This is a genomic window from Euzebya sp. (assembly GCF_964222135.1).
In the GTDB taxonomy this organism is placed as follows: Bacteria; Actinomycetota; Nitriliruptoria; order Euzebyales; family Euzebyaceae; genus Euzebya.
The window spans coordinates 31809-54310 of the sequence record NZ_CAXQBR010000092.1; the positions used below are offsets into that span (position 1 = coordinate 31809).

The 22502-nt window shown below is 73.4% G+C and carries 25 protein-coding genes and 1 pseudogene; 12 read left to right on the forward strand and 14 right to left on the reverse strand.

The genetic code is table 11. The annotated features are described in order from the left end of the window. The first annotated feature begins 21 nt into the window (after positions 1–21). On the forward strand, positions 22–279 hold the full coding sequence (csrA, locus tag ACEQ2X_RS20140) for a carbon storage regulator CsrA (RefSeq protein WP_370327662.1): 258 nt from the start codon (positions 22–24) through the stop codon (positions 277–279). A 321-nt stretch (positions 280–600) separates the two neighbouring features. Here csrA and ACEQ2X_RS20145 read toward each other — a convergent pair whose 3' ends face one another. The 3 genes from ACEQ2X_RS20145 to ACEQ2X_RS20155 all read right to left on the reverse strand — a co-directional run bounded on the left by ACEQ2X_RS20145 (position 601) and on the right by ACEQ2X_RS20155 (position 2940). Continuing rightward, the gene (locus ACEQ2X_RS20145) at positions 601–1146 is read right to left on the reverse strand and encodes an FHA domain-containing protein (protein ID WP_370327663.1); all 546 of its coding nucleotides are present in this window, start codon (positions 1144–1146) and stop codon (positions 601–603) included. A gap of 29 nt (positions 1147–1175) precedes the next feature. Continuing rightward, a complete protein-coding gene (locus tag ACEQ2X_RS20150) occupies positions 1176–2033 on the reverse strand; it encodes a PHP domain-containing protein (RefSeq protein WP_370327664.1) in 858 nt (285 codons plus the stop codon). A 97-nt stretch (positions 2034–2130) separates the two neighbouring features. Then, a complete protein-coding gene (locus ACEQ2X_RS20155; protein ID WP_370327665.1) occupies positions 2131–2940 on the reverse strand; it encodes a class I SAM-dependent methyltransferase in 810 nt (269 codons plus the stop codon). A gap of 34 nt (positions 2941–2974) precedes the next feature. Between ACEQ2X_RS20155 and ACEQ2X_RS20160 the strand changes: the two genes are divergently transcribed. Continuing rightward, entirely contained in the window at positions 2975–3691 is a 717-nt protein-coding gene (locus tag ACEQ2X_RS20160) for a class I SAM-dependent methyltransferase (protein ID WP_370327666.1), read from the forward strand. A gap of 154 nt (positions 3692–3845) precedes the next feature. On the opposite strand, the gene ACEQ2X_RS20165 is transcribed toward ACEQ2X_RS20160, so the two are convergent. Continuing rightward, positions 3846–4991, reverse strand: coding sequence for an acyl-CoA dehydrogenase family protein (locus ACEQ2X_RS20165; RefSeq protein ID WP_370327667.1), 1146 nt, complete (start codon positions 4989–4991; stop codon positions 3846–3848). A 63-nt stretch (positions 4992–5054) separates the two neighbouring features. Here ACEQ2X_RS20165 and ACEQ2X_RS20170 point away from each other — a divergent pair, with 63 nt between their 5' ends. After that, positions 5055–5462, forward strand: a complete 408-nt coding sequence (locus tag ACEQ2X_RS20170; protein ID WP_370327668.1) for an NUDIX hydrolase — start codon at positions 5055–5057, stop codon at positions 5460–5462. Between the two features lie 118 nt (positions 5463–5580). Here ACEQ2X_RS20170 and ACEQ2X_RS20175 read toward each other — a convergent pair whose 3' ends face one another. Then, entirely contained in the window at positions 5581–6540 is a 960-nt protein-coding gene (locus ACEQ2X_RS20175) for a DMT family transporter (RefSeq protein ID WP_370327669.1), read from the reverse strand. Positions 6541–6670: 130 nt separating this feature from the next. On the opposite strand from ACEQ2X_RS20175, the gene ACEQ2X_RS20180 reads away from it, so the two are divergent. Further along, positions 6671–7579, forward strand: a complete 909-nt coding sequence (locus ACEQ2X_RS20180; RefSeq protein ID WP_370327670.1) for an alpha/beta fold hydrolase — start codon at positions 6671–6673, stop codon at positions 7577–7579. A 116-nt stretch (positions 7580–7695) separates the two neighbouring features. Beyond that, positions 7696–8778, forward strand: coding sequence for a hypothetical protein (locus tag ACEQ2X_RS20185; RefSeq protein WP_370327671.1), 1083 nt, complete (start codon positions 7696–7698; stop codon positions 8776–8778). A gap of 1 nt (position 8779) precedes the next feature. On the opposite strand, the gene ACEQ2X_RS20190 is transcribed toward ACEQ2X_RS20185, so the two are convergent. After that, positions 8780–9562, reverse strand: a complete 783-nt coding sequence (locus tag ACEQ2X_RS20190) for a hypothetical protein (protein ID WP_370327672.1) — start codon at positions 9560–9562, stop codon at positions 8780–8782. A 60-nt stretch (positions 9563–9622) separates the two neighbouring features. Between ACEQ2X_RS20190 and ACEQ2X_RS20195 the strand changes: the two genes are divergently transcribed. Continuing rightward, the gene (locus tag ACEQ2X_RS20195; protein WP_370327673.1) at positions 9623–11650 is read left to right on the forward strand and encodes a GspE/PulE family protein; all 2028 of its coding nucleotides are present in this window, start codon (positions 9623–9625) and stop codon (positions 11648–11650) included. A gap of 48 nt (positions 11651–11698) precedes the next feature. Continuing rightward, on the forward strand, positions 11699–12856 hold the full coding sequence (locus ACEQ2X_RS20200) for an Mrp/NBP35 family ATP-binding protein (RefSeq protein ID WP_370327674.1): 1158 nt from the start codon (positions 11699–11701) through the stop codon (positions 12854–12856). A gap of 41 nt (positions 12857–12897) precedes the next feature. On the opposite strand, the gene ACEQ2X_RS20205 is transcribed toward ACEQ2X_RS20200, so the two are convergent. Further along, positions 12898–13101 carry a hypothetical protein gene (locus tag ACEQ2X_RS20205; RefSeq protein ID WP_370327675.1) on the reverse strand — a complete coding sequence of 68 codons (204 nt, stop codon included), beginning with the start codon at positions 13099–13101 and terminating at the stop codon, positions 12898–12900. 149 nt (positions 13102–13250) lie between these two features. Between ACEQ2X_RS20205 and ACEQ2X_RS20210 the strand changes: the two genes are divergently transcribed. Genes ACEQ2X_RS20210 through ACEQ2X_RS20220 form a run of 3 tightly spaced genes read left to right on the forward strand, consistent with a single transcriptional unit; the run spans position 13251 to position 15667 of the window. Next, a complete protein-coding gene (locus ACEQ2X_RS20210) occupies positions 13251–13931 on the forward strand; it encodes a TetR/AcrR family transcriptional regulator (protein ID WP_370327676.1) in 681 nt (226 codons plus the stop codon). Next, positions 13921–14853 carry an ABC transporter ATP-binding protein gene (locus ACEQ2X_RS20215; RefSeq protein ID WP_370327677.1) on the forward strand — a complete coding sequence of 311 codons (933 nt, stop codon included), beginning with the start codon at positions 13921–13923 and terminating at the stop codon, positions 14851–14853. Before ACEQ2X_RS20210 ends, ACEQ2X_RS20215 begins: the two co-directional genes overlap by 11 nt. Further along, entirely contained in the window at positions 14843–15667 is an 825-nt protein-coding gene (locus ACEQ2X_RS20220; protein WP_370327678.1) for an ABC transporter permease subunit, read from the forward strand. Before ACEQ2X_RS20215 ends, ACEQ2X_RS20220 begins: the two co-directional genes overlap by 11 nt. 36 nt (positions 15668–15703) lie before the next feature. On the opposite strand, the gene ACEQ2X_RS20225 is transcribed toward ACEQ2X_RS20220, so the two are convergent. From ACEQ2X_RS20225 to ACEQ2X_RS20235, 3 genes are read right to left on the reverse strand one after another with little or no spacing between them, the layout of a single operon-like run. Next, on the reverse strand, positions 15704–16273 hold the full coding sequence (locus ACEQ2X_RS20225; RefSeq protein WP_370327679.1) for a phosphatase PAP2 family protein: 570 nt from the start codon (positions 16271–16273) through the stop codon (positions 15704–15706). A 2-nt stretch (positions 16274–16275) separates the two neighbouring features. After that, entirely contained in the window at positions 16276–16683 is a 408-nt protein-coding gene (locus ACEQ2X_RS20230) for a twin-arginine translocase TatA/TatE family subunit (protein WP_370327680.1), read from the reverse strand. Positions 16684–16721: 38 nt separating this feature from the next. After that, positions 16722–17807, reverse strand: a complete 1086-nt coding sequence (locus ACEQ2X_RS20235; RefSeq protein WP_370327681.1) for a S1C family serine protease — start codon at positions 17805–17807, stop codon at positions 16722–16724. A gap of 69 nt (positions 17808–17876) precedes the next feature. Here ACEQ2X_RS20235 and ACEQ2X_RS20240 point away from each other — a divergent pair, with 69 nt between their 5' ends. Next, entirely contained in the window at positions 17877–18515 is a 639-nt protein-coding gene (locus tag ACEQ2X_RS20240) for an O-methyltransferase (protein WP_370327682.1), read from the forward strand. On the opposite strand, the gene ACEQ2X_RS20245 is transcribed toward ACEQ2X_RS20240, so the two are convergent. From ACEQ2X_RS20245 to ACEQ2X_RS20255, 3 genes are all read right to left on the reverse strand, one after another. Further along, the gene (locus ACEQ2X_RS20245) at positions 18512–19507 is read right to left on the reverse strand and encodes a R2-like ligand-binding oxidase (protein WP_370327683.1); all 996 of its coding nucleotides are present in this window, start codon (positions 19505–19507) and stop codon (positions 18512–18514) included. The two genes, ACEQ2X_RS20240 and ACEQ2X_RS20245, sit on opposite strands and share 4 nt — an antisense overlap. Before the next feature lie 129 nt (positions 19508–19636). Further along, complete coding sequence (locus ACEQ2X_RS20250) at positions 19637–20368, reverse strand: septum formation family protein (protein ID WP_370327684.1); 732 nt, start codon at positions 20366–20368, stop codon at positions 19637–19639. A 26-nt stretch (positions 20369–20394) separates the two neighbouring features. Continuing rightward, on the reverse strand, positions 20395–21150 hold the full coding sequence (locus ACEQ2X_RS20255; protein WP_370327685.1) for a hypothetical protein: 756 nt from the start codon (positions 21148–21150) through the stop codon (positions 20395–20397). A 153-nt stretch (positions 21151–21303) separates the two neighbouring features. Between ACEQ2X_RS20255 and ACEQ2X_RS20260 the strand changes: the two genes are divergently transcribed. Beyond that, on the forward strand, positions 21304–21690 hold the full coding sequence (locus tag ACEQ2X_RS20260; protein WP_370327686.1) for a thioesterase family protein: 387 nt from the start codon (positions 21304–21306) through the stop codon (positions 21688–21690). 6 nt (positions 21691–21696) lie between these two features. Here ACEQ2X_RS20260 and ACEQ2X_RS20265 read toward each other — a convergent pair. After that, positions 21697–22502 (reverse strand): annotated as a pseudogene (locus ACEQ2X_RS20265) (hypothetical protein); the annotation flags it as partial.

Here is a 22502-nt window from a genome sequence, read left to right on the forward strand (position 1 = left end):
ACCCCCACGGAAGGGAACGCAGTGCTGGTCCTCACACGACGCTCGGGCGAGAGCATCATGATCGGAGACGACGTCGTCGTCACCGTGCTCGACGTGCGCGGAGACCAGATCCGCATCGGCATCCGCGCCCCCCGGTCGGTCGCGGTGCCCCGCGAGGAGGTGTACGCCGAGCTGCAGGCCGCCAACCGCGCCGCCGCATCCCCCTCACCGGCCGCGCTCGCGAACCTGGGCCGCCTGCTCCCGCCGCAACCGCCCGCAGCGGACGCCGAGGACGGCTGATCGGTCGCCGGACGCGGTTCGGCAGGCAGTGGTGTCCACCCTCCGGCAACGCAACGTCTCAGAGCGGCTTGCCACTCCGGCACCCGGACCCGTGAGGGTCGACAGGGTGCAGGTCGGGGAGACCCGTCGACGTGCACCTACGCGGAGCCTGACGGCTCCTCTCGGCAAGGCCGAACGGTGGTCTCCCACCAGTTAGACGAAAGTCTCCGAGCGGGTTATGTGGAGGGTGGACGCCACTACCTGCCGGCGCCCTCTCACTCTAGCGGGACCCGCAGGCCTCGCAGACGCCGTCGAACAGGCCGTCAGTCCTGGAACAAGCCCTCAGTCCTCGAACAGGCCCATGCGCATGGCGGCGGCGACCGCGGCGGTGCGGTTCCGCGCGCCGAGGCGGTCGAAGACCTCCTGGCAGTGCGCCTTCACGGTCCGCTCGGTGACGCCGAGCTTCTCCGCGATCTCGGGGTTGGTGAGCCCCTCCCGCAGGTACTCGAGCACCTCACCCTGCCGCGGGGACAGGATCGGCTTGGCCTCGAGCGGTTCGAGCTCGAGCACCTCGGTGTCGTCGTCGCCGGACATGTTCGCCCCGCGGTCCTCGAAGCGCGTCTCGACGTTGCCGAACTTGACGACGTCACCGTGCTTGAGCGCGGCCGAGCCCTGGACCTGCTCGTCGTTCACCCAGGTCCCGCCGGTCGACTTGAGGTCCTCGATCAGCACGGCACCTGCGGCCTTGCGGACCGCGGCGTGCGCACGGGAGACGTGGGGGTCGTCCAGGACGAGGTCCGATGTGGACCGCCGGCCGAGGATCTGCTCGTCGGCGTCGACCACCAGGACGCGGCCCTTGAGGGGCCCCTCGCTGGTGACCACGAACATGGGGAGCGGCGTGAGCCGTTTGGCTGGTCCTACCACTGGCTGACTTCTCCTCCGGCCCGCGAACGCAGCTCGTCGACCACGTCGTCCTGGCTACAGTCTGCACCCATGGTGGCCGATTGTGCCGCACCATGGAAGTCGGTGCCGCGCGTGACCACGAGGTCGCGGCGGGTGGCGACACGATGCCACACCCGGGCCGCGTCGGGCTCGTAGGCCTCCCGCGGGGACTCGATCCCGGCCAGCCCCGCGGTGCACATCGCGTCGAGGAGGGCCTGGTCCACCCCTCCCCAGGTGGGGTGGGCGAGCACCGCGGCGCCCCCCGCGCCGCGGATGAGCTCGACGGCGCGGACCGGCCCCAGCGCCCCCTTCGGCACGTAGGCGGGGCCGCCCTCGCCGAGGTAGTCGGCGAACGCCCGCCCGACCGTGGGCACCAGCCCCGCCTCCACCATCGCGCGGGCGACGTGCGGACGGCCGAGGGGGGCCGCCCCCGCGGTGACCAGCAGCTGCTCGGGATCGATCGCGCCCCCCATGTCGTTCACCTTGGCGACCATCGCGAGCGCCCGGTCCCGTCGCGCGGTCCGCAACCGGTCGAGCTCGCGGCGCAGCGACGGGTCGGCGTCGCTGACGAACAGGCCGATGAGGTGGACGCTGCGGGCCGGCCCCTCCACGCCGGCGGGTGGGGGCACCTCGGCGGACAGCTCGATCCCCGGGATCCAGGTCAGCCCGAAGGTGGCGCAGGCCTCCGCCGACTCGTCGAAGTGGTCGACGGTGTCGTGGTCGGTGATCGCCAGCGCCTCGAGCCCGCTGGCCCACGCCATGCGGGCCAGGTCGTACGGGCCGGCGTGGCCGTCGGAGTACGTGGTGTGGCAGTGCAGGTCGGCGGCGCCCATCGCCGCTGACGGTAGGGGGACGGTGTGACAGGTCGGCGGCCGCACGGTTCAGCGACTCAGGGGTTCAGCGACTCAGGGGGTTCAGCGACTCAGGGGTTCAGCGACGTCGGGCCTTCCACACCTGCTCGTGGGGCCAGCGCCCGGCCCAGTCCGGGGTGACGAACTCGTGCGAGGTGACGGCGTCCGGGTGCGCGGTCAGCTCGATGTGGTCGAGGACCTCGAAGCCGCTGTCGCGCAGCAGGCGGATCATCGCCCCCGGTGGCAGGTGGAACTCGACCACCGCCGGCTCGGTGACCGCCGGGCGGTCGCCGGTCGCGGGGAGCGTCACCTCGGGCCAGTCGAAGCGGTGCATGTCCACCCAGCTCCGCTGCAGTCGGTCCCGCGCCGGCATGGTCCCGTCGACGGGCGAGCAGGCCATGAGGAGGGGGTGGTTGCCGAGGAACCGCAGCTCCCCGCCCCGGCGCAGGACCCGTGCGGCCTCGGGGATCCACGCGTGCGGATCGGCCCAGATGGCCGCGCCGTACTCGCTGACGACGAGGTCGAAGGCGGCAGCGGCGAAGGGCAGCTGCTCGCCGCGGGCCAGCACCAGCGGGAAGTGCTCGTCGCGGGCGGCCTGCTGGGCGGCGGCGATGGCCAGCTGGCCCGGGGTGGGGTCGAGGGCCACCGGACGTGCGCCACGTCGCCGCGCCCACGCCGACACGTAGGCGGTGCCGCACCCGACCTCGAGGACGTCGCTCCCGGCGACGTCGTCGATCAGACCGACCTCCTCGTCGGGCTGGCCGAAGATGCCCCAGCTGGGGACGTCCGCGGCCCAGGCCCGCTGCGCCAGCGCGGTCTCGGACTCGGTGCGACCGCCCCACGCGGCGGTGTTGACGGCGAGGTAGTCGTCGGTCGCGCGGATGTCCATCCGCGGAGCATGGCGTCCGTGGCAGGCTTCCGCCATGGGTGACCCGTGGTGGGATGGCTTCTTCGATCGCCGCTACACCGACGAGTGGGCGGCCGCTGGCGCGTTCGACGCGACCGCGCAGGAGGTCGCGGGCGTGCTGGCCCTCGTCGGCGGCGCGGGAGGGCTGCGGATCCTCGATGTGCCGTGCGGGGGCGGGCGGCACGCCGGGCTGCTGCACGCCGCCGGCCACGAGGTGACCGGGCTCGACCTGTCCGCCGACCAGCTCGCGATCGCGGCCGAGCGGAACCCGGGGCCGTCGTACGTCCGCGGTGACATGCGCCGTCCGCCGCCAGGCCCTTACGACGTCGTCCTCAACCTCTTCAGCTCGATCGGGTACGTCGACGACGACGTGGAGGATCTGGCGGCGATCAGGGCGTGGCACGAGGTGCTGGTCCCCGACGGGGTGCTCGTGATCGAGACGAACCACCGCGACCGGCTGGCGAAGATCGCCGAGGACGGCGCCGAGCACCCGATCGGCACGACCGGCGGGGTCGAGTTCGGGCACGTGGACTGGGTGACCGGCCGCGCCCACCGCACGGTCCGGTTCGTCGACGGGACCGAGCGGCACTTCGACGTGCGGATGTACACCGCCACCGAGCTGGTCGGGATGGTCCGCGAGGCGGGCTTCGCCGAGGTGGAGGTGTTCGGCGGGCTCGAGGGCGGCCCGCTCAGCCCGGACACCCGCCTGGTCATCCGCGCTCGCCGCCGGTAGCGGCGGGGCCCCGGGTCCCACCCGCCCCACCGCCTGCCTGTCGCCGTCCATCCCCGCACCCCCGGCGAGGTCTGTCGCATTCGTTGCGCCCCGCGGGACGAAGCTGACAGACCTCAGCCGCTCGAGGCGACCGACGACGCCCGCACGCCGCCGGCTACGTGAACGCGCTCACGCCGGTCAGGTGGCGGCCCAGCAGCAGCCGCTGGATCTGGCTGGTGCCCTCGTACAGGGTGGTCACGCGCGCGTCGCGCAGGTAGCGGCCGACCGGGTACTCGTCGGAGTAGCCGTACCCGCCGTGCACCTGCACCGCCCGGTTGGCGTTGCGGACCGCGGCCTCGGAGCAGAACGTCTTCGCCACGCTCGACTCGATCGTGTGCCGCTCCCCCAGGTCGTGCAGCCACGCGACCTTCTGCCACAGCGACCGGCTGGCCTCGAGGTCCAGGTAGATGTCGCTCAACAGCTCCTGCACCAGCTGGAACCCGGCGATCGGCTTGCCGAACTGCTCGCGCTCGGCGGCGTAGGCCAAGGACGCGTCCAGGCAGGCCTGGGAGATCCCGGTGCACCCCGCCGCCAGCGACATCCGCCCGTTGTCGAGGCTGTGCAGGGCGATCCGCAGCCCGCGGCCCACCTCCCCCAGCACCGCGTCGCCGGGCACCCGCACGTCCGTGAGGGTGACCTCCGCGGTGTCCCCCGCCCGCAGGCCGAGCTTGCCGTGCAACGGCCGGCCCTCGTAGCCGTCGGCGTCCTGGGGCACGAGGAACGCGGTGATCCCGTCGTCGGTGTTGGCGTACACCACCGTCAGCACGCCCCGCGACCCGTTCGTGATCCACATCTTCGACCCGTTGATCACCCAGTCCTCGCCGTCCCGACGGGCGAAGGACGTCATCGAGGAGGGATCTGACCCGTGGTCGGGCTCGGTCAGGCCGAACGCCCCCAGGCCCGGGTCCCGCTCGCCGGCCAACCGGGGCAGCCACTCCGCCTTCTGCTCGTCGGTGCCGTAGTTCAGGATCGACGACGCGACCAGGCCCAGGTTGACGCTGATCATGGATCGGACCGAGGCGTCGGTGCGCCCGGCCTCCTCCACGATCAGGCCGTAGGAGAGGTAGTCGAGGCCCATCCCCCCGTGCTCCTCCGGGATCGTCGCGCCGAGGAAGCCGACCTCGAACAGCTTCGGGACCAGCTCCTCGGGGTACGCCTCGGTGCGGTCGAGCTCGCGGGCGTTGGGGGCCAGCTCGCGGTCGCAGAAGTCCTTCGCGAGCTGCTTGATCCCGGCCTGGGTGTCAGAGAGGGAGAGGTCCATGGCGGCAGCGTAGTACCGGGCTGCAGGGCCGTGCCCGGGCCGGCCGTGCCATCCTCGACGGTCGTGGACCACCCGACCATCGGCATCGGCGTCATCGTCCTGCGCGACGGGCGGCTGCTCGTCGTCCAGCGGGGTCGGCCGCCAGGCCGGGGCCTGTGGGCGGTGCCGGGGGGTCGCCTCGAGGTGGGCGAGACCATCGCCGAGGGTGTCGTCCGCGAACTGGCCGAGGAGACCGGCCTGGTCGGCACCCCCCGCGGGCTGTGCGGGATCGCCGAGCGGATCGGCCCGGACCACCACATCGTCATCCACGACTGGTGGGTCGACGTGGAGGGGGATGCTGAGCCCGTCGCCGGCGACGACGCCGTGGCGGTCGCCTTCGTCAGCCGACCCGAGCTCCTCGCCCTCCCCCTGGTCCCCCTCCTCGAGGACTTCCTCCGCGAGCACGGCGTGTGGGACCTCATGCGCCCGTGACCCGACTCCCAGATCTCGGTCCCAACCCCACCGGCGGACCCACCGCTCAGATCTGGGGCGCCCGTCGCCGGACCGAAGGCCCAGATCTCGGTCCCAGCCCCACCGGCAGACCCACCCCTCAGATCTGGGATCCGGGTCGGACCCTCACCCGGCCACCTCCCCGGCGACCGGTCGAGGCGAGGTAGACGCCGGCGAGGATGAGGGGACCGCCGACGGCGAGGAGGGGTGGGGGCACCTCGGCGAGGAGGAGCAGCGCGAGGAGGCTCGCGCCGACCGGCTCGGACAGGACCACGACGGCGACGGTGGTGGCCGGCACGACGTTCAGGACCTGGTTGAAGATCGTGTGCCCGAGCAGCTGGGGTCCGACGATCAGCCCGAGGATCGCCCACCACGTGACCGCGTCGAACCCGACCAGCGCGCTGCCGGCCACCAGCGACGTGACGGCCAGCACCGCCGCCGCCGTGCCGTACACCCACATGCCGTACGTCGCGACCCCCAGCCGCTGCCGCGAGCGCTGGCCGATGAGCAGGTAGCCGCTGACCGCCACCGCGCCGCCGAGGGCCATGAGGTCACCCAGCAGCGGGTTGGAGCCGGTCCCGCCGCTGCCCGCGTCACCGACCCCGACGACGACCGCGCCGGCGACGGCCAGGCCGATCCCCGCCCAGGTGCGCCGCGACGGCGCCTGCCCGAGCCACAGCCACGCCCCCAACCCGACGAACACCGGCGACGTCGCCACGAACACGACCGCTGACGCCACCGACGTCAGCGCGAACGCGCCGATGAACAGGGCGAAGTGGACGGCGAGGAACACCCCGCTCAGGACGAGGTCCCGGCGCTGGCGCGCGTCGACGACGTCGGTCGAGCGCAGCGCGAACGGTGCCAGGACCAGCGCACCCGCGAGCGACCGCCAGAAGGCGAGCGCCAGGGCCGGGGCGTCGGCGACGCGGATGAGGATGGCGGCGAAGGACACCGCGACCACCCCCAGGACCAACAGGACCCGCACGGTGCCGGGGCGCTCGAGGAGCGGCCTGGCGAGGTGGTCGACCGGAGGGGGATCGGTGGGGCGGGTCACGGGCACGGCGCCCCATGGTGCCCCGTCGCCGTCGCCACGCCCCAGCCACCCGCGCGCGATGAGTTCGGACGAGGATGACCGTCGGATCCGCGACGGTCCCGACCCGCCGCACGACCCGATCACCGAGGAGCGACCCGTGCCCACCCCCACCGCCTCGCCGGCCCCGGTGACGCGCACCCTCGACCTGGGGGACGCCACCCTGACCTACGACGTCCGCGGCGCCCTGCCGCCGTCCGACGACGACGAACCGCCGCTGGTGCTCATCGGCCACCCGATGGACGCGAGCGGCTTCACCTCGCTGGCCGCGCACCTCGCCGACCGGACGCTGGTGACCACCGACCCCCGCGGGGTGGGCCGGAGCCCGAGGCGCGATGGGCTGGTGGACCACGACCCGGTGCGCCAGGCCGACGACCTCCACGCGCTCGTCACCGCGCTGGTCGACGGCCCCGCGGACGTGTTCGCCTCGAGCGGCGGCGCCGTCACCGCGCTGGCGTGGGCGGCCCGGCACCCCGGCGACCTGCGGACCGTGGTGGCCCACGAGCCGCCGATCCTCACGGTCCTGCCCGACGCGGAGGCGGCCCTCGCGGCGGAGCGGGCGGTGCAGGCCACCTACCGGGCCAGGGGCTGGGGCGCGGGCATGGCCCACTTCATCGCACTGACGTCGTGGCAGGGCGAGTTCGGGGACGCCTTCGCCGCTGCGCCCGCCCCCGATCCGACGGAGCTCGGCCTGCCCGCCGAGGACGACGGGGCCCGTGACGACCCGCTCCTGTCGGGCGCGTCCAACGCGATCACCGCCCACGACCTGCAGGTCGACGCCCTCGGTGTCGACGCCCTCCGGACCACCGGGACCCGGTTGGTGATCGCGGCCGGCATCGAGTCCGCGGGCACGGTGACCTGGCGCACCGCCGCGGCGGTCGCCCAGGCCGTCGGGCTGCCGCTGGTGGAGTTCCCGAGCCACCACGGCGGGTTCCTCGGCGGCGAGTTCGGCCAGCACGGCCAGCCCGAGGCGTTCGCCGCCCGCCTCCGCGACGTGCTCGGCGCCTAGCGACCGCCCGTCCGCCGGCTGGGGCTCGGCCGAGGGCACGCGGTATGCTCCGACGTCCCTGCGCCCGCACCGGGCCCCCGCCAGCCACCTCCCCTCCCAAGGAGCCCGCAGACGCGATGACCCGCGCCGACGTGCACTACGCCCTCGCGATCGACACCGAGATCTGGGAGGCGTCCCGCGTCGACCCCAGCCTGCTGGACCCGGTGGTGCGGATCGACTCGGTGCCGGGGACCAGCCACCCCTTCGTCGTGGTCCGCGACTACCAGGGCCCCCAGGGCACCTACCTCGAGTACTTCACGATCAGCGACGCCACCGGGCGGGAGCTGCACCGGTCGGCTGAGCGGAAGGTCGAGCTGCGCGGCGAGCAGTTCGAGGACCGGGTCATCACCCGGCTGCCCCGCCTGGTCATGGACCGGGGGGACGAGCACGAGCTGACGTTCGTGGTCGACGGCGACGAGGTCGGCACGGTGCCGATGTTCCTCGAGGTCGGCGAGGGCGGCGACCCGGCGGTCATGGCCGAGGAGACCCTGTCAAAGGCGCTGGGCAAGGGCTCGATCATGTGGATCGTCACCCCGAACCCCGAGAAGCCGGACGGGCGCAAGTGGCTGCGCCGACGGTCCCGCGGGCTGGTGTACGAAGACCACCAGCAGCCCGCCTGGTACGTCCTCGACGGCGGGACGATCTACGTCTTCAGCGGCCCGACCGAGCAGCAGATCGAGGGGTTGACCGCGACCACGCCGGAGGTGCAGATCGTCGCGCGGTCGAAGGACCACCGCTCGGCGGTGGTGCGGACCGCGGCCGACGTCGAGGTCGTGCCGACCGACGACCCCCGCTGGGAGAAGATCGCCACCGCCGGGATCGGCAAGCGCCTGAACCTGCCCGACGGCGAGGGCGCGGTCGACCGGTGGCGCGAGAACTGCACGCTGTTCGCCCTGACCCCCCGCTTCGCGGGCTCCACCGCCACCGCCGCGCCCACCGCCGGGCAGGCGGCCGCCGGGGACGCGCCGGCGGAGGAGCAGAAGGCCGAGGTCGAGAAGCGCCCCGAGGACGACATCCACGTCGAGGCCCAGATCGACCAGGAGGTCTTCGACAAGCTCGTCGCGGAGGGCAAGTCCGAGCGCGTCGCCCGTGCGAAGGCCAAGGCCGCCTACGTGCGGGCGGAGAAGAAGCGCATCCTCGCCGAGCGCGGCGGCGAGTAAGTCAGCGGCGCCGTTGCGCCCACACGCCGCCGGCGACCAAGCCCACCGCCACCACCGCCCCGCCGGCGTACAGCAGGATCGTCACGAGGGGTGACCCACCGGGTTCGAACGTCGCGCCGACCTGCGCGGTGGTGCCCGGGTCGACCCGCCAGGTGAGGGTCGCGGGGGCGTCGGGGTACGGGACCGCGGCCGGCTGGTCCTCGACCACCACCTCGGGGTCGCCCTGCACGGACCCGTCGACCAGCGGGCCCGGGGTGGTGATCGTCAGCGACGAGCCGACCACGCCGGTGAGCTGCTCGGTGAGCGCGGCCACGTCGGTGCCGAGGTCGGCAGCCGCCACGTCGGTCACCTCGAGCGGGAGCGTGCCCTCGACGGTGATCAGCGCGGTCTCGGGGTCGACCGCGACGTCGAGGGGACCCAGCACCCGGCCCTCCGGCGCGTCGAGGGCGGCTCGCAGCTCCTCGTAGGCGGCGGCGAAGCCGCCCGGCTCGAACCCGCGCGAGAGGGTCACCGATCGGGTGCCGGCGGTGTCGTCGACCTGCTCGTCGACGTCCCAGGGGCCGTCGAGTGCGGCCACGCGGTCGACGAGGCGGCCGAGGGGGTCGACACCGGCCTCGCGCGCGGTCTGCTCAAGTTCGGCGTCGGTGGTGGCCGATACCTCCAACGTGCCCCCGCCGTCGGGGTCGCCCGCGACCCCGACGTCGACCTGCAGCCGGCAGCCCGACAGCAGGAGCACGACGAGGAGGAGCAGCGCAGGCCGGAGTTTCGAGGGCTCGAGGTTCAAGACGGGCCAGACCCTACCGATGTTGATGGGTGGATGATGACTGAGCAACGACGCAGCAAGATGCCGATCGGCGAATGGCTCGTCGCCGAGGGCCTGATCACCCAGGGCGAGCTCCTCGAGGCGCTGGCCTCGCGGATGGTCGTCAACGGCCGCCGTGAGCGCCTGGGTGAGACCCTCGCCCGCCTCGGGTTCGTCAAGTCCGCCGACATCTCCCGGATGGTCGCGAAGCAGTTCGGCCTCGAGTTCGCCGACACCGACCTCCCGACCCCGCACTCGGGCGCCCGCGAGGCCATCCCCGAGACGCTGGCCCGTCGTCACGGCATCGTGCCCCTGTGGACGGAGAACGACGGGACCCTGGTGGTCCTCACCTCCGATCCGACCGACATCGTCGCGATGGACGACGTCCGCCTGTCCGCCGGCGCCCGGCGCATCCGGCCGATCGTCACCCCCGAGGAGCGCATCGGCGACGCGCTCAAGCAGGTGTACCTGTCCGACGGCAGCCGCACCGGCGACCTCCTCGACCAGATCACCTCGGAGACCGAGGCGGTGCCCGACGAGGCCGACGACATCGCGGACTCCGTCGAGGAGGCCGGTCCGGTCATCCGCCTGGCCGAGCAGATCATCCACGACGCGCTGCACGGCAACGCCTCGGACATCCACGTCGAGCCCGGCAAGGACGGCTCACGGGTCCGCTACCGCATCGACGGCGTGCTCCACGAGGTGATGACCCTCCCGAAGAAGGTCCACGGCCCGCTGATCAGCCGCCTGAAGCTGATCGCGTCGCTGGACATCGCCGAGCGCCGCCGCCCCCAGGACGGCCGGTCGACGTACCGGGACCGCTCCGGCGAGGTGGACCTGCGCGTCTCGACCCTGCCGCTGCTGCACGGCGAGAAGATGGTCATGCGGCTGCTGCGCAAGGGCGCGGAGCAGCTCAAGCTCGACGAGGTCGGCCTGTCCGACCAGCAGATGGCGAACGTCCTCGCCCACATCGAGCGCCCCCAGGGCCTGTGCCTGCTCACCGGGCCGACCGGCGCCGGCAAGACCTCCACGCTGTACGCGTTCCTCGACCACCTGAGCGACGAGGAGCACAACCTCATCACGATCGAGGACCCGGTCGAGTACGAGCTCCCCGGCGTCAACCAGACCCAGGTCAACCACCGGATCGGCTTCACCTTCGCCACCGCGCTGAAGACCGTCCTGCGCCAGGACCCCGACACGGTGATGGTCGGTGAGATCCGGGACCTCGAGACCGCCGAGCTGGCGCTGCAGGCGTCCCTCACCGGTCACATGGTGTTCTCGACCCTCCACACCAACGACGCCCCCGGCGCGGTCACGCGGCTCGCGGACCTCGGCATCGCCGACTACCTGATCGCCTCGTCGCTGACGATGGTCGTCGCCCAGCGCCTCGGCCGGCGGGTGTGCAGCAAGTGCGCCGCGCCCCACACGCCCACCGAGCGGGAGATCGAGCGCCTGCGCCTGTCCGCCGAGGACGTCGCCTTCGACGGCTGGGTGAAGGGCACCGGCTGCAAGGCCTGCGGCGGCACGGGCTACAAGGGCCGCATCGCGTTCCTCGAGATCCTGACGGTCGACAAGAACGTGAAGGCCGCTCTGATGGCCGGCGCCGAGGAGGACGCGATCCGCCGCGCCGCGCGCGACAGCGGCCTCCGGTCGCTCCGCGAGGACGGGCTGATCAAGGCCCGCCAGGGCATCACCACCCTCGACGAGATCATGCGGACCACCCCGACGGACCTGCTGGCCGAGGAGGAGGCGGTGCTCGCGGAGATCGCCGACGCCGAGCTGGCCGCCAGCCGCGCCGCGGCCGCACTCGACGACGAGCCGACCTACTCCCCCGAGGTGCTCACCTACGCCCGCGACGAAGGTGTGGTCCCCGACGAGCCGGCGTTCCAGCGCGTCGAGGTCAGCGAGCTCGAGATGCTGCCCGAGGACGACCCGTCGCTGTGGGGCGCTGATCTCGGCGACCCCGCGGCGGACGCACCCGAGGATCGCGGCGACGCCTACGACGACGAGCGCCTGCGGACCGACGCGCTCAACCGACTCGAGCGGCTCCTCGAGGACGTCGAGCGCTGACCGTCGCGGGCCGGGCCGCGACCAGCGCCGCCGCGGGGTCCAGCTACCATGACCACCCCGCCCACAACCCCGCTAGGAGCGTGCATACCCGTGCCCACGACTGAGCAGGTCATGGCGGCCCTCGGGACGGTCGACGACCCCGAGATCGGCCGGCCGATCACCGAGCTCGACATGGTCGACGGCGTGGCGATCGACGGTGGCGCGGTCACCGTCGACGTCCTCCTCACCGTCCCCGGCTGCCCGATGAAGGACACGATCACCCGCGAGGTGACGGCCGCCCTGACCAGGGTGGAGGGCGTGACGGCGGTGGACGTGCGGCTGGGCTCGATGACCGAGCAGCAGCGGGCGAAGGTCGCCGAGAAGGTCCGCGGCGGGGCGGGCAAGGCCCCCGGCGGGCAGGTGGTCATCCCGTTCGCCCAGACCGACTCGCGGACCAAGGTCATCGCGATCGCCTCCGGCAAGGGCGGGGTGGGCAAGTCGAGCGTCACCACCAACCTCGCGGTCGCGCTGGCCCAGCAGGGCCAGAGCGTCGGGGTCCTCGACGCCGACGTGTGGGGCTACTCGATCCCGCGGATGCTGGGCGTCGAGGGACGTCCGGTCGCGTTCAACAACATGGTGATGCCGCTGCAGGCGCACGGCGTCAAGGTGATCTCGATCGGCTTCTTCGTCGACGCCGAGAAGCCCGTCATCTGGCGCGGTCCGATGCTGCACCGGGCGCTCCAGCAGTTCCTCGCCGACGTCCACTGGGGCGACCTCGACTTCCTGCTGTGCGACCTGCCGCCGGGCACCGGCGACATCGCGATCTCCCTGGCCCAGATGCTGCCGAACGCCGACATGCTGGTGGTCACCACGCCGCAGCAGGCCGCCCAGCGGGTGGCCCTGCGGGCCGGGCAGATGACCGCCCAGACGGGCATGCGGGTGACCGGCGTGATCGAGAACATGGCCACGTTCGTCGCCCCGGACACCGGCACGGAGTACCGGATCTTCGGCGAGGGCGGCGGACAGCTGCTGGCCGCCGAGCTCGACACCGAGCTGTGGGCGTCGATCCCGATCGACCCCCGCCTGCGCGAGGGATCCGACAGCGGCACGCCGTTGGTCGCGAGCGACCCGGACGCCCCGGCCAGCCAGCGGTTCGCCGAGGTCGCCCAGCGGCTGGCGAAGTCCCGCACGTCCCTCGTGGGCCGGTCCCTGCCGCTCAAGTTCTGACCGCCGGGCGTCCGAGGGCTGGGCGGCCCGCCTGAGGGCCGCTAGGCGGGTTGGTCCTGCCCGCCGGCGTGGCGCTTGCGCGCGTCCCGCTTCGCCTGCTCCTGGAACGCGACACCCAGGCCGACGCCGATGGCCATGAACGCCACCGAGTCGAGCGCCAGGGACAGCGCGAGACCGATCAGCAGGCCGGTGACCATCCACAGGACCTGATCGCGGCGCATGGCGCCTCGGTCGGTGTCCTCCACGGTGTGCCCTCCGGTCACGATCGGCTCACGGAGACCGTGCCACGTCCACGGGCCGCCAACCCCTGTCCGAACGGGGTGGATGGCCACGTATCAACGGGGTCTCGACCGCGCACTTGACAAGGACTGAACAACCGTTCAACCTATTGAACGTGCGTTCAACCGACGAGGCGCTCTCCCCGACGGCCGTGCGGATCCGCGATGCGGCGATCGAGTGCTTCGCCGAGGACGGCGTCGCCGCGACCACCGTCCGGGCGATCGCCCAGCGCGCCGAGGTGTCCCCAGGTCTGGTCATCCACCACTTCGGGTCGAAGGACGCGCTCCGGGTGGTCTGTGACACCCACGTCGCCGCGGTCGTCCGCGAGGGCAAGTCCGAGGCCATGTCCGCCGGGCTCGGGATCGACGTGATGTCCGCCCTGCGCCGCCAGCAGCAGGCCCCGGTCCTGCGGTACCTGGCGAAGACGCTGTCCGACGGCACCCCGGAGGTCACCCACCTCCTGCGGACGATGGTCGCCGACGCCGCGGCGTACATGTCGACCGGTGTGGACACGGGGATCCTCGGGCCGATCCGCGATCCCCACGGCGTGGCGAGCGTCATCACGATCTGGTCGCTCGGCGCGCTCGTCCTGCACAGCCACGTCGAGGCCCTCCTCGGCGTCGACATCCTCGCCGACGACTTCGGCTCGAGCCCCGCGCAGGTCGCGCCGTACTTCCTGCCCGCCCTCGAGGTGCTCAGCGGGGCCTTGATCACCCCGGAGGCCGCGGCGCACCTCCGCGCGGCCTTCGACCCCGGAGCGAGCGATCCCGACGAGGAGGACCCCGATGGACGCTGACGTCGTCATCCGCACCGAAGGCCTGGTCAAGGACTACCGGACCGTCCGGGCGCTCGACGGGCTCGACCTCGAGGTACGACGGGGCGAGGTGTTCGGCTTCCTCGGCCCCAACGGCGCCGGCAAGTCGACGACGATCCGGATCCTCCTCGACCTTCTCCGACCGACGTCGGGGACCGTCGAGGTGCTCGGGGTCGCACCCGCAGCGGGCGGACCCGCGCTGCGCGCCCGGATCGGCTACCTGCCCGGCGAGCTCGTGACGCAGGGTCGCCGGACCGCCGGTGAGCTGCTCGGGCACCTCGCCGCGCTGCGGGGCGGCAGGGGCGCGGACCGCATCGGCCCGCTGGCGGCGCGGTTCGGGCTGGACCTCGAGCGCCCGATCCGCGGGCTGAGCAAGGGCAACAAGCAGAAGGTCGGGGTCGTGCAGGCGTTCATGCACACCCCCGAGCTGCTGATCCTCGACGAGCCGACCAGCGGGCTGGACCCGCTGCTGCAGCGCGAGTTCCTCGACCTGGTCGGCGAGGCCCGCGACGGCGGCGCGACGGTCCTCATGTCGAGCCACGTCCTCAGCGAGATCGAGGAGGTCGCCGGGCGCGTCGCGATCATCCGCGAGGGCCGCATCGTCGACGTCGACGACGTGGCTGTCCTCCGGCAGCGGGCCGGCCAGCACGTCGTCCTGCGCTTCGCCGACCCCGTCGAGGTCGGCGAGTTCGCGACCGTCGACGGCGTCGAGGACCCCGCGGTCGAGGGGACCACGCTGACGTGCCGGCTGCACGGCCCGCCGGACCCGCTGCTGAAGGTGGCGGCCCGCCACCGCGTCATGGCGTGGTCCGCAGCCGACCGTGACCTCGAGGACCTGTTCCTCGACTTCTACCGGCTGCCGCCGACCGACGCCGCAGAGGAGGCGACCACCGATGTCCGCTGACCGTCCCGCGACCACCCGCCCGGCCGGCACCCGGCCGATCACCAGCTGGGTCCTGTCGGAGCAACGCCGGCCCCTGGCCCTGTGGACCCTCGCGGTCTGCGCGGTCGCCGCGATGTACATCAGCTTCTACCCCTCCATCGGCGGGGCCGAGCTCGACGACCTGGTCGCCAACCTGCCCGAGGGGGTCGTGACGGCCCTCGGCTACGACCAGATCGGGACGGCGGCGGGCTACCTGTCCTCCACCGTGTACGGCCTGCTCGGACCCGCGCTCCTCCTGGTGTTCGCGGTGCAGCGCGGCAGCGGCCTGGTCGCGGGTGAGGAGGAGGCGGGCACCCTCGAGCTCGAGCTCACCGCGCCGGTCGGGCGCGGCCAGGTCCTCCTCGGCCGCCTCGCGGCGATCTGGATCGCCCTCGCCGGGCTGGTCACCGCGCTGGTCGTGGTGACCCTCGCCTTCGTCCCGCTGCTCGAGCTCGACGTCCGCGTCGGGGACGTCGTGGCCACCGGCGCGATGCTGCTGCTGCTCGTCGGCGCGGTCGCCACGGTGACCGCGGCGGCGGGCGCGTCCACCGGTCGCAAGGGCGTGGCCGTCGGCGTCGGCGCCGGGGTCGCGGTCCTGGGCTTCGTGCTCGACGCGATCGGCCCGACGGTCGACGCCGGCTGGATGACCGCGATCTCGCCGTTCAGCTGGTACCTGGCCGAGGAGCCCCTCCGCAACGGGTTCGACCCGATCGGCGCGGCGCTGCTGGCCGGCCTGGCGGTCGCGGCTGCCCTGGTCGGCCTGGCGCGCTACGAGCGGCGGGACCTGATGGTCTGACGCCCCGGCTGTGCCCGTCAGCTGCCCGCCGACGGGTCAGCGCCGGCCGCGCACCAGCCGGCGGGCCACCGCCCACGCCGGCGCGGCGTCCCAGAGCCGGTCGGCCGCCCACAGCACCGCACGGCCGAGACCCAGGCCGAGGGTGGCGCCGACGAGGGTGTCGGCCGGGTAGTGCACACCGAGGTGGACGCGGGTCATCGGCACCCAGAGGGCCATGATCGGCCAGGGCCACCGCCGCCCGGGACGCGACCGGTCGGCGAGGACGGCGGCGACGGCGAACACGACCGCGGAGTGCCCCGACGGCATGGACGAGCCGACCGGTTCGGGGATCAGCCGGCGGGTGCCCTCTGCCTCGTAGGGGCGGGGCCGGTCGACGATCTCCTTGGCCTGCTGGGCGACCGACCAGCCGAGGGTCCCGGCCGCCAGCACCTCGATCGCGCGCCGGTGGTGGCCCAGGCGCGACAGGGTCGCGGCGGCGAACACGACCATGAACATCGACCCGAGGTCGGTCGTCAGCCGGGCGATGTCGTCGGAGGAGCCGACCCGCCCCGTGGTGGCGCGGACGACGTCGCCCAGCCGCGCGTCTGCGCGGTGCGCAGGAGCCATGCCTACGTCGCGTCCGGGTCGAAGGGGGCGTCACCGGGCACCGCACCGGCCGGTGTCGGGGTGAGGTCCGCCATGCCCGGGCCGGACTGGGGCTTGCCCTCCACCTGGCTGCGCACACCGGCGAGCTCGCCCCGCACCTCGTCCACGGGGCCCATGACGGTCGACAGGGCGGTCCGGCGGACGTCCTTCAGCGACGTGCGCAGCTCGCGGGCGTCCCGGGCGACCTCGGCGATGTCGTCGTCGAGGTCGACCGCGTCCTTCAGCTCGCCGAGGGTCTTGTTGGCCTCCCGGCGGATGGCGGCGATCGTCCGACCTGCGCTGCGCGCCATGCCGGGCAGCCGCTCGGGGCCGAAGACGAACAGCGCGATGACGGCCAGGCCCACGATCTCCCAGAACCCCAAGCTGCCCATCGGTGTCGTCTCGCGTCGGTAGGTGCGTCGGTCGGTCGTCAGTCGTCGGCACGCCCCAGCGTGACGGTCGCGGTGCGCACCGCGCCGTCGCGGAGGTACCGGAGGTCGATCCTAGCGCCGACCTCGGCGTCGGTGACCCGGGCGACGAGGTGGTCGACGCCGTCCAGCGGCTCGCCGTCGACCGCGGTGACCACGTCGCCCGCGCGCAGGCCGGCACCCGCCGCGGGGCTGCCCTCGGCCACGCGCTCGACCAGCGCACCGCCGTCCACGCCGAGCGCCTCCCTGGCGGCGGCGTCGAGGTCGGAGCCGGCCACGCCGAGGTAGGGGGTCGCCACGCTCCCGGACGCGAGCAGCTCCTCGACGACGGCGACCACCACGTCGGAGGGGATCGCGAAGCCGACCTCCCCGGCGGTCTGGTCGCCGAGGACCGCCGAGGCCAGGCCGATCATCCGCCCGTCGGAGTCCACGAGCGGGCCACCGGAGTTGCCGGGGTTGATGCTGGCATCGGTCTGCAGCACGCCGGCCAGGCGGACGGTGCTGCCGTCCGGCACCCGCAGGTCGATCGGCCGGTCGACGGCGCTGACGACCCCGGCGGTCACCGACCCGTCCAGCCCGAAGGGCGATCCGACGGCGACCGCGAGCTGACCGACCCGGACGTCCGCCGAGGGGGCGACCGCGATCGGGTCCGCGTCGAGGTCCGGGACCGCCAGCACCGCCACGTCGGTGCGCGGGTCGCTGCCGACCAGCTCGGCGCGGAGCCCGTGGCGGTCGTCGGTCGACACCGTGATGGCGGTCGCACCGGCCACGACGTGGTGGTTGGTGACCACGTGGCCTTCGCCGTCCAGGACCACCCCGGCGGCGTTGCCGGATCCGCCGTCGCCGATGCCGCGCACGTCGACCCGCACGACCGAGCCGAGGACCGCCGCCGCGACGTCGGCCACGCCACCTCTCCCCCCATCACCGACGGCGACCGCGCCGGGGCCGGCGGGGTCGTCGAGGACGAGGGCCGCGATCCAGGCGCCGACGGCGACGCCGAGCAGCGCGGACAGCGCCGCCACGACCGCGGTCACCCCGAGGCGGGGGGCTGCCCGGCCGGGATCGTCGTCCGTCCCCGCGTCCACCATCGACGCCCAGACTGCCCCGGCCGCGGGCCTTCCACCGCTCCCGCCGTCACCGCGGGTAGGCTGCGGGTGATGCTCAACGATCAGCGCATCGCCACCTACCTGCGCGGCCTGGCCGAGGGCGAGGACGAGCCGCTCCGGGCTGCCCGGGCACGCAGCGAGGAGGCGGACATCCCCGCCGTGCCCGCCGAGTCAGGCGCGGTGCTGCGGTTCCTGGCGCGCGCCACGCACGCGCGGACCGTCGTCGAGATCGGCTCGGGGGGCGGCTACAGCGGCCTGTGGTTCCTCGGCGGGATGGACCCGAAGGGCATCCTGACGACGATCGAGATCGACTCCTCCCACCAGGCGCTCGCCCAGCAGGCCTTCGCCGAGGCGGGGGTCACCAGCCGGGTGCGGTCCCTCCTCGGCCCCGCCCTGCAGATGCTGCCCAAGCTGGCAGATGCCGCCTACGACATCGTGTTCGTCGACGCGCTGAAGTCCGAGTACCCCGAGTACCTCGAGCACGCCAAGCGGCTGCTCCGCCCCGGCGGCGTCCTGATCGCCGACAACGTCCTGTGGGGCGGACGGGTGGCCGACCCGCTGGTGGACGACGAGGACACCGAGGGCCTGCGCCGCTTCAACGACGGGGTGACCGAGGACCCCGACCTGGCCGGGCTCATCCTGCCGATCGGGGACGGGATCCTCGTCGCGGTCTTCCAGCCCTCTAGCTAGCGCAGGGCCGCCAGCGCCTCCGCGTCCTCCGCGGCGAAGGTCTCCTCGAGCTCGGCGGGGCTGTGGTCGAGGTCGATCTCGGCCACGTCACGGCCCCTGGCGGACTCGATCGTGCCCAGTCGGCGGGTGCCGCGGTCGAAGGCGTACTGCACGACCTCGTCCATGTCGGTGAGGATGTTCGTGGCCGCCACCTTCTCCGGGTACCGCTCGTAGGGGTCGCGGACGATCGCGAGCGCCGGTTCGAGCATGGCGGTCATCTGGTCCTGCACGACGTCCCACATGGCGTCGTCGCCGGCGACGTGGCGTCGGCAGGTGAACGTGCCCCAGGCCATGTGGCGCCGCTCGTCGTCACCGATGCGCGCGACGATCTCCTGCATCCCCGGCAGGATGCCGCGCTCGGTGATGATGCGGTTCCAGACGTAGTAGCCCGTCAGGGCGAGGGTCCCCTCGACGACGTGGTTGTAGGTGACCGACGCGCGGACCTGCGCCTCCGGGGAGTGGTCGGTCCGGAGGGCGCCGAGCCGCTTGGGCAGCTCGTCGTAGAAGATCTGCTGGTAGCCGGCGTTCTGCTCGACGTACTGGTGCAGGTCCTCGGTCACGCCGATCGCGTCGAGCCACAGGCGGAAGGCCTGGGTGTGCTTCGCCTCCTCGAACGCGAACTGGGTCAGGTACATCTCGTCACCCAGCCGCCCCTCGGCGCTCATCGCCTCCATGAAGGGCTGGATGTCCTCGGTGACGGCCTCCTCCCCCGCGATGAAGAGGCTCGTGAGGGTCTTGATGAGGAACTGCTCGTCGTCGCTCAGCGCCGCCCAGTCGCGGGCGTCGGTGCTGAAGTCGATGTCGGCGGGGTTCCAGAACTTGGCGTTGCCGCCGGCGAACAGCTTGAGCGGCAGGGCGTCCCAGTTCAGACCGCCCTGGGACAGCGATCCGAAGCCGGTCCGCCGGCCGTCAGCGGTCCGGTTGGCCTTCGAGGGCGACGGGGTGAGGGTCACGGTGGTGCTCCCGAGCCGGGGGCGAGGACTGCGGTGACTGGCGTGGAGATGTTACAAATCCGGCTCTTATGTAACACCGACTCTACGGGACGGCCCTGCGGCTGTAAACCCCCGGTCGGCCGGGTCGGGTCAGCGCCCGCTGCCCTGCTGGGTGCCGGTCATCGGCCCGGCGACGTCGTAGAGGACGCAGGCGACGTCCCGATCCCCGCCGGCCCAGCTGGCCTCGGTCGGCACGAGGGCGTAGGTGAAGAAGCGGGACTCGGCGAAGGGGACCCCGACGTAGGTCTCGAAGGCCTGCCCGCGGCAGAGCTCGCGCGCCCCCTCCTCGAGCACCTCCAGGCCGGGGTATGGCGTGTCGGCCGGCTGGGTGAGCACGACGCTGAGGTACACCTCGCCGGTGTGCTCCGCGGCGCAGTCCGTCGGCGTGACCGATGCGACGTCCTCGGGCCGGCTGGTGTCGGTGACGCACGTCCCGGTCGGCAGCGCGCTGCCCCCGGGCGCGTCCGCGGCGGTCGGCAGGCCGGCGAGCGGCGCGCCGGTCGGGCCCGGCCCGATGGTCGGCGCCGGTGCCGCGGGGTCGACCGGGTCATCGGCGGTGGCGTCGGGGAGCGGCAGCGGTGTGGCGGTCGGGGCCCCGGACGGGGTCGCGGACGGGACCGCCGAGGGCTCGTCCGCGACGGGACCGGCGGTCGCGGGCACGCCGGCGGTCGGATCCGGGGTCGCGCCCGCAGGCCCGCCGGTCAGCTCGACGGGGTCGTCCCGGGTCGCGACGACCAGCCCCGCGAGGACGAGGAGGGCCGCGATCGCGACCGCGATCGCGCCGACCACCGGGGACGGGCGGGTCTGGCTGGGCTCGGGCACGGCCGCCACCGTACCGCCGCCCCGACTCAGACGAAGAAGCGGAACTTGCTCGCCATCTCGGCGCTGAAGGCCATGATCACGGCCAGGTAGAAGTAGCCGGTCGCCGCCTGGATGGAGCGCCCGCCCTCGTTGGCCAGGCGGATCAGGAAGCCGGCGATGATCACGCAGATGGCGACCAGCCCGCCGGCCAGCAGGACGGTGAAGTCGTCGGTCTGCAGGAACGGGGAGAACTGGGTCGTGTCGCTCGGGATCGGGTTCATCGCGCTGAGCGCGGCGGCGCCGATCGCGCCGGCGGTCCCGACCGCGAACCACCGCGCCCCGCGGATCATGTAGGTGTTGGAGAGGCGCCGTTCGACCAGGTACCAGTGGCCGAGCAGCAGGCCGTAGAACGCCGAGCCGAGGAACGCCGAGCCGAGGACCAGCTCGGCCACGCCGCGGGCGACGGCGGCATCCCGCAGGGTCGCGAACACCGGCAGGGTCACCAGACCGGCGACCGCGGCGGCCAGGCCGACCCAGCGGCTCGCGGACTGCTGCCCGGCGAGCAGCAGGACCTGCCACACCACCAGCAGGATCGTGAAGGCCGCGAGCGCGGTGGAGGGGGCGCCCGCCCCCGTGCCCGTGATGGCCCAGGCACCGGCGGCGCAGAGGGCGAGGAACACGCCGGTCAGGACGAAGAAGCCGCGGCGGACCACGCCCCAGACCCCGCCGGCCCACATCACGACGGCACCGCCCACGGCGGTCTCGAGCAGGATCACGGACATCACGCCGGCAGGGCCGGTCATCGCAGGCTCACCGTCCTTCGGTGGAGGGGACGCTCGGTGGATGCGCGCAGGTCACCCCGCGGTGGAGAGGTGCGGGCGACCCGGGCGACCCTCCATACTGCCTGTCCGATCGGCGGACGCGCCAACCGGGCGTCCGCGAGGAGGACCTGCGACATGACCGACATCCCCACGGTGCCGACCGGCCTGGCCGGCTCGGTCAGCCTGACCGTGACCGCCGACGACACCGCGGTCGCCCTGCGCTCGGGCGACGTGCCCGTGCTGGCGACCCCGCGCATCGTCGCGCTGGCGGAGGAGGCGGCGGTGGCAGCCCTCAGCGGGCAGCTCGACCCGGAGGTGACGAGCGTCGGGGTCCACATCGAGCTCGACCACCTCCGGCCGACCCAGGTCGGCGGCACGGTGACCGCCGCGGCGACGCGGGATGCCGTCGACGGCCGCAAGCTCGACTTCACCGTCGTCGTCCTCGAGGGCGACGTCGAGGTCGCCCGCGGCGCCCACCGGCGGGTGGTCGCGGCCCGTGACGCGTTCACGGGCGGCGCCTGAGGGGCGTCAGCGGCCGAGCAGCCCCTCGATGATCGCCTCGAGGCCGCGGCCGGGCGACTCGGGGCGCGTGTCGACCGTCGCGGGGACCTCGAGGACGGGGAGGTCGGGGACAGCGGGCGGCTCGGCCGACGGCTGGGCGGCGGCGCTCTGTCCGGTGGCACTCGGGCCGGTGGCGACGGGGAGGTCGGGGAGGGGCAGGTCCGGCAGCTCGGGGGGTTGGGGGCCCGGTGGCGTGTCCGGGGGGTTCGGCCCCTCGGCGCAGATCGGGATCAGGGCGCGGAGCGCGCCGGCGACCGAGCCGCAGAACTCCTCACCGATCGGGTTCTCGAACATCACCTGGAAGCCGACCGCGTTGCCGCTGAACCCCTCGTCCCGCAGGGGCTCGTAGGCGTAGATGCGGGTGTAGTCGCGGATGCCGACGACCAGGTCGGCCAGCTCCGGCCGGTAGGTCCACAACAACCGCGTGACGTTGTCCCCCTCCACGATCAACCGATCCAGATCCGGCCGCGTCAGCTCCAACACCACATCCAACTGATCGCTGAACCCATCCAACGAGGTGAGCAACGTGCGCAGGCGGTCCTGGTTCTCCGAGATCGTCCCCAACGCCCCCCCATCGATCACCGACCCCAACCGGTTGAACTCATCCCCCACCGGCCCCAACGCCTCCGCCACCAACGACAGATCCCGGATCGCCGGCACCTGATCACCCAAGCTCCGGCTGAACACATCCGTCGCCCGCGCCCCCTGGTCCACCGCCCGCGCGATCTGGGCGTCCTGACCCACGAACGCCCCCAACCCGTCATCGACCAGCA

What these genes read in the sequence shown, in the direction of transcription:
- ACEQ2X_RS20145 (WP_370327663.1), bottom strand. Translation starts at nt 1,146, where the DNA reads ATGTTCGTGGTCACCAGCGAGGGGCCCCTCAAGGGCCGCGTCCTGGTG.
- ACEQ2X_RS20150 (WP_370327664.1), bottom strand. Translation starts at nt 2,033, where the DNA reads ATGGGCGCCGCCGACCTGCACTGCCACACCACGTACTCCGACGGCCAC.
- ACEQ2X_RS20155 (WP_370327665.1), bottom strand. Translation starts at nt 2,940, where the DNA reads ATGGACATCCGCGCGACCGACGACTACCTCGCCGTCAACACCGCCGCG.
- ACEQ2X_RS20160 (WP_370327666.1), top strand. Translation starts at nt 2,975, where the DNA reads ATGGGTGACCCGTGGTGGGATGGCTTCTTCGATCGCCGCTACACCGAC.
- ACEQ2X_RS20165 (WP_370327667.1), bottom strand. Translation starts at nt 4,991, where the DNA reads ATGGACCTCTCCCTCTCTGACACCCAGGCCGGGATCAAGCAGCTCGCG.
- ACEQ2X_RS20185 (WP_370327671.1), top strand. Translation starts at nt 7,696, where the DNA reads ATGACCCGCGCCGACGTGCACTACGCCCTCGCGATCGACACCGAGATC.
- ACEQ2X_RS20195 (WP_370327673.1), top strand. Translation starts at nt 9,623, where the DNA reads ATGCCGATCGGCGAATGGCTCGTCGCCGAGGGCCTGATCACCCAGGGC.
- ACEQ2X_RS20200 (WP_370327674.1), top strand. Translation starts at nt 11,699, where the DNA reads ATGACCACCCCGCCCACAACCCCGCTAGGAGCGTGCATACCCGTGCCC.
- ACEQ2X_RS20215 (WP_370327677.1), top strand. Translation starts at nt 13,921, where the DNA reads ATGGACGCTGACGTCGTCATCCGCACCGAAGGCCTGGTCAAGGACTAC.
- ACEQ2X_RS20220 (WP_370327678.1), top strand. Translation starts at nt 14,843, where the DNA reads ATGTCCGCTGACCGTCCCGCGACCACCCGCCCGGCCGGCACCCGGCCG.
- ACEQ2X_RS20225 (WP_370327679.1), bottom strand. Translation starts at nt 16,273, where the DNA reads ATGGCTCCTGCGCACCGCGCAGACGCGCGGCTGGGCGACGTCGTCCGC.
- ACEQ2X_RS20230 (WP_370327680.1), bottom strand. Translation starts at nt 16,683, where the DNA reads ATGGGCAGCTTGGGGTTCTGGGAGATCGTGGGCCTGGCCGTCATCGCG.
- ACEQ2X_RS20235 (WP_370327681.1), bottom strand. Translation starts at nt 17,807, where the DNA reads ATGGTGGACGCGGGGACGGACGACGATCCCGGCCGGGCAGCCCCCCGC.
- ACEQ2X_RS20240 (WP_370327682.1), top strand. Translation starts at nt 17,877, where the DNA reads ATGCTCAACGATCAGCGCATCGCCACCTACCTGCGCGGCCTGGCCGAG.
- ACEQ2X_RS20255 (WP_370327685.1), bottom strand. Translation starts at nt 21,150, where the DNA reads ATGACCGGCCCTGCCGGCGTGATGTCCGTGATCCTGCTCGAGACCGCC.
- ACEQ2X_RS20260 (WP_370327686.1), top strand. Translation starts at nt 21,304, where the DNA reads ATGACCGACATCCCCACGGTGCCGACCGGCCTGGCCGGCTCGGTCAGC.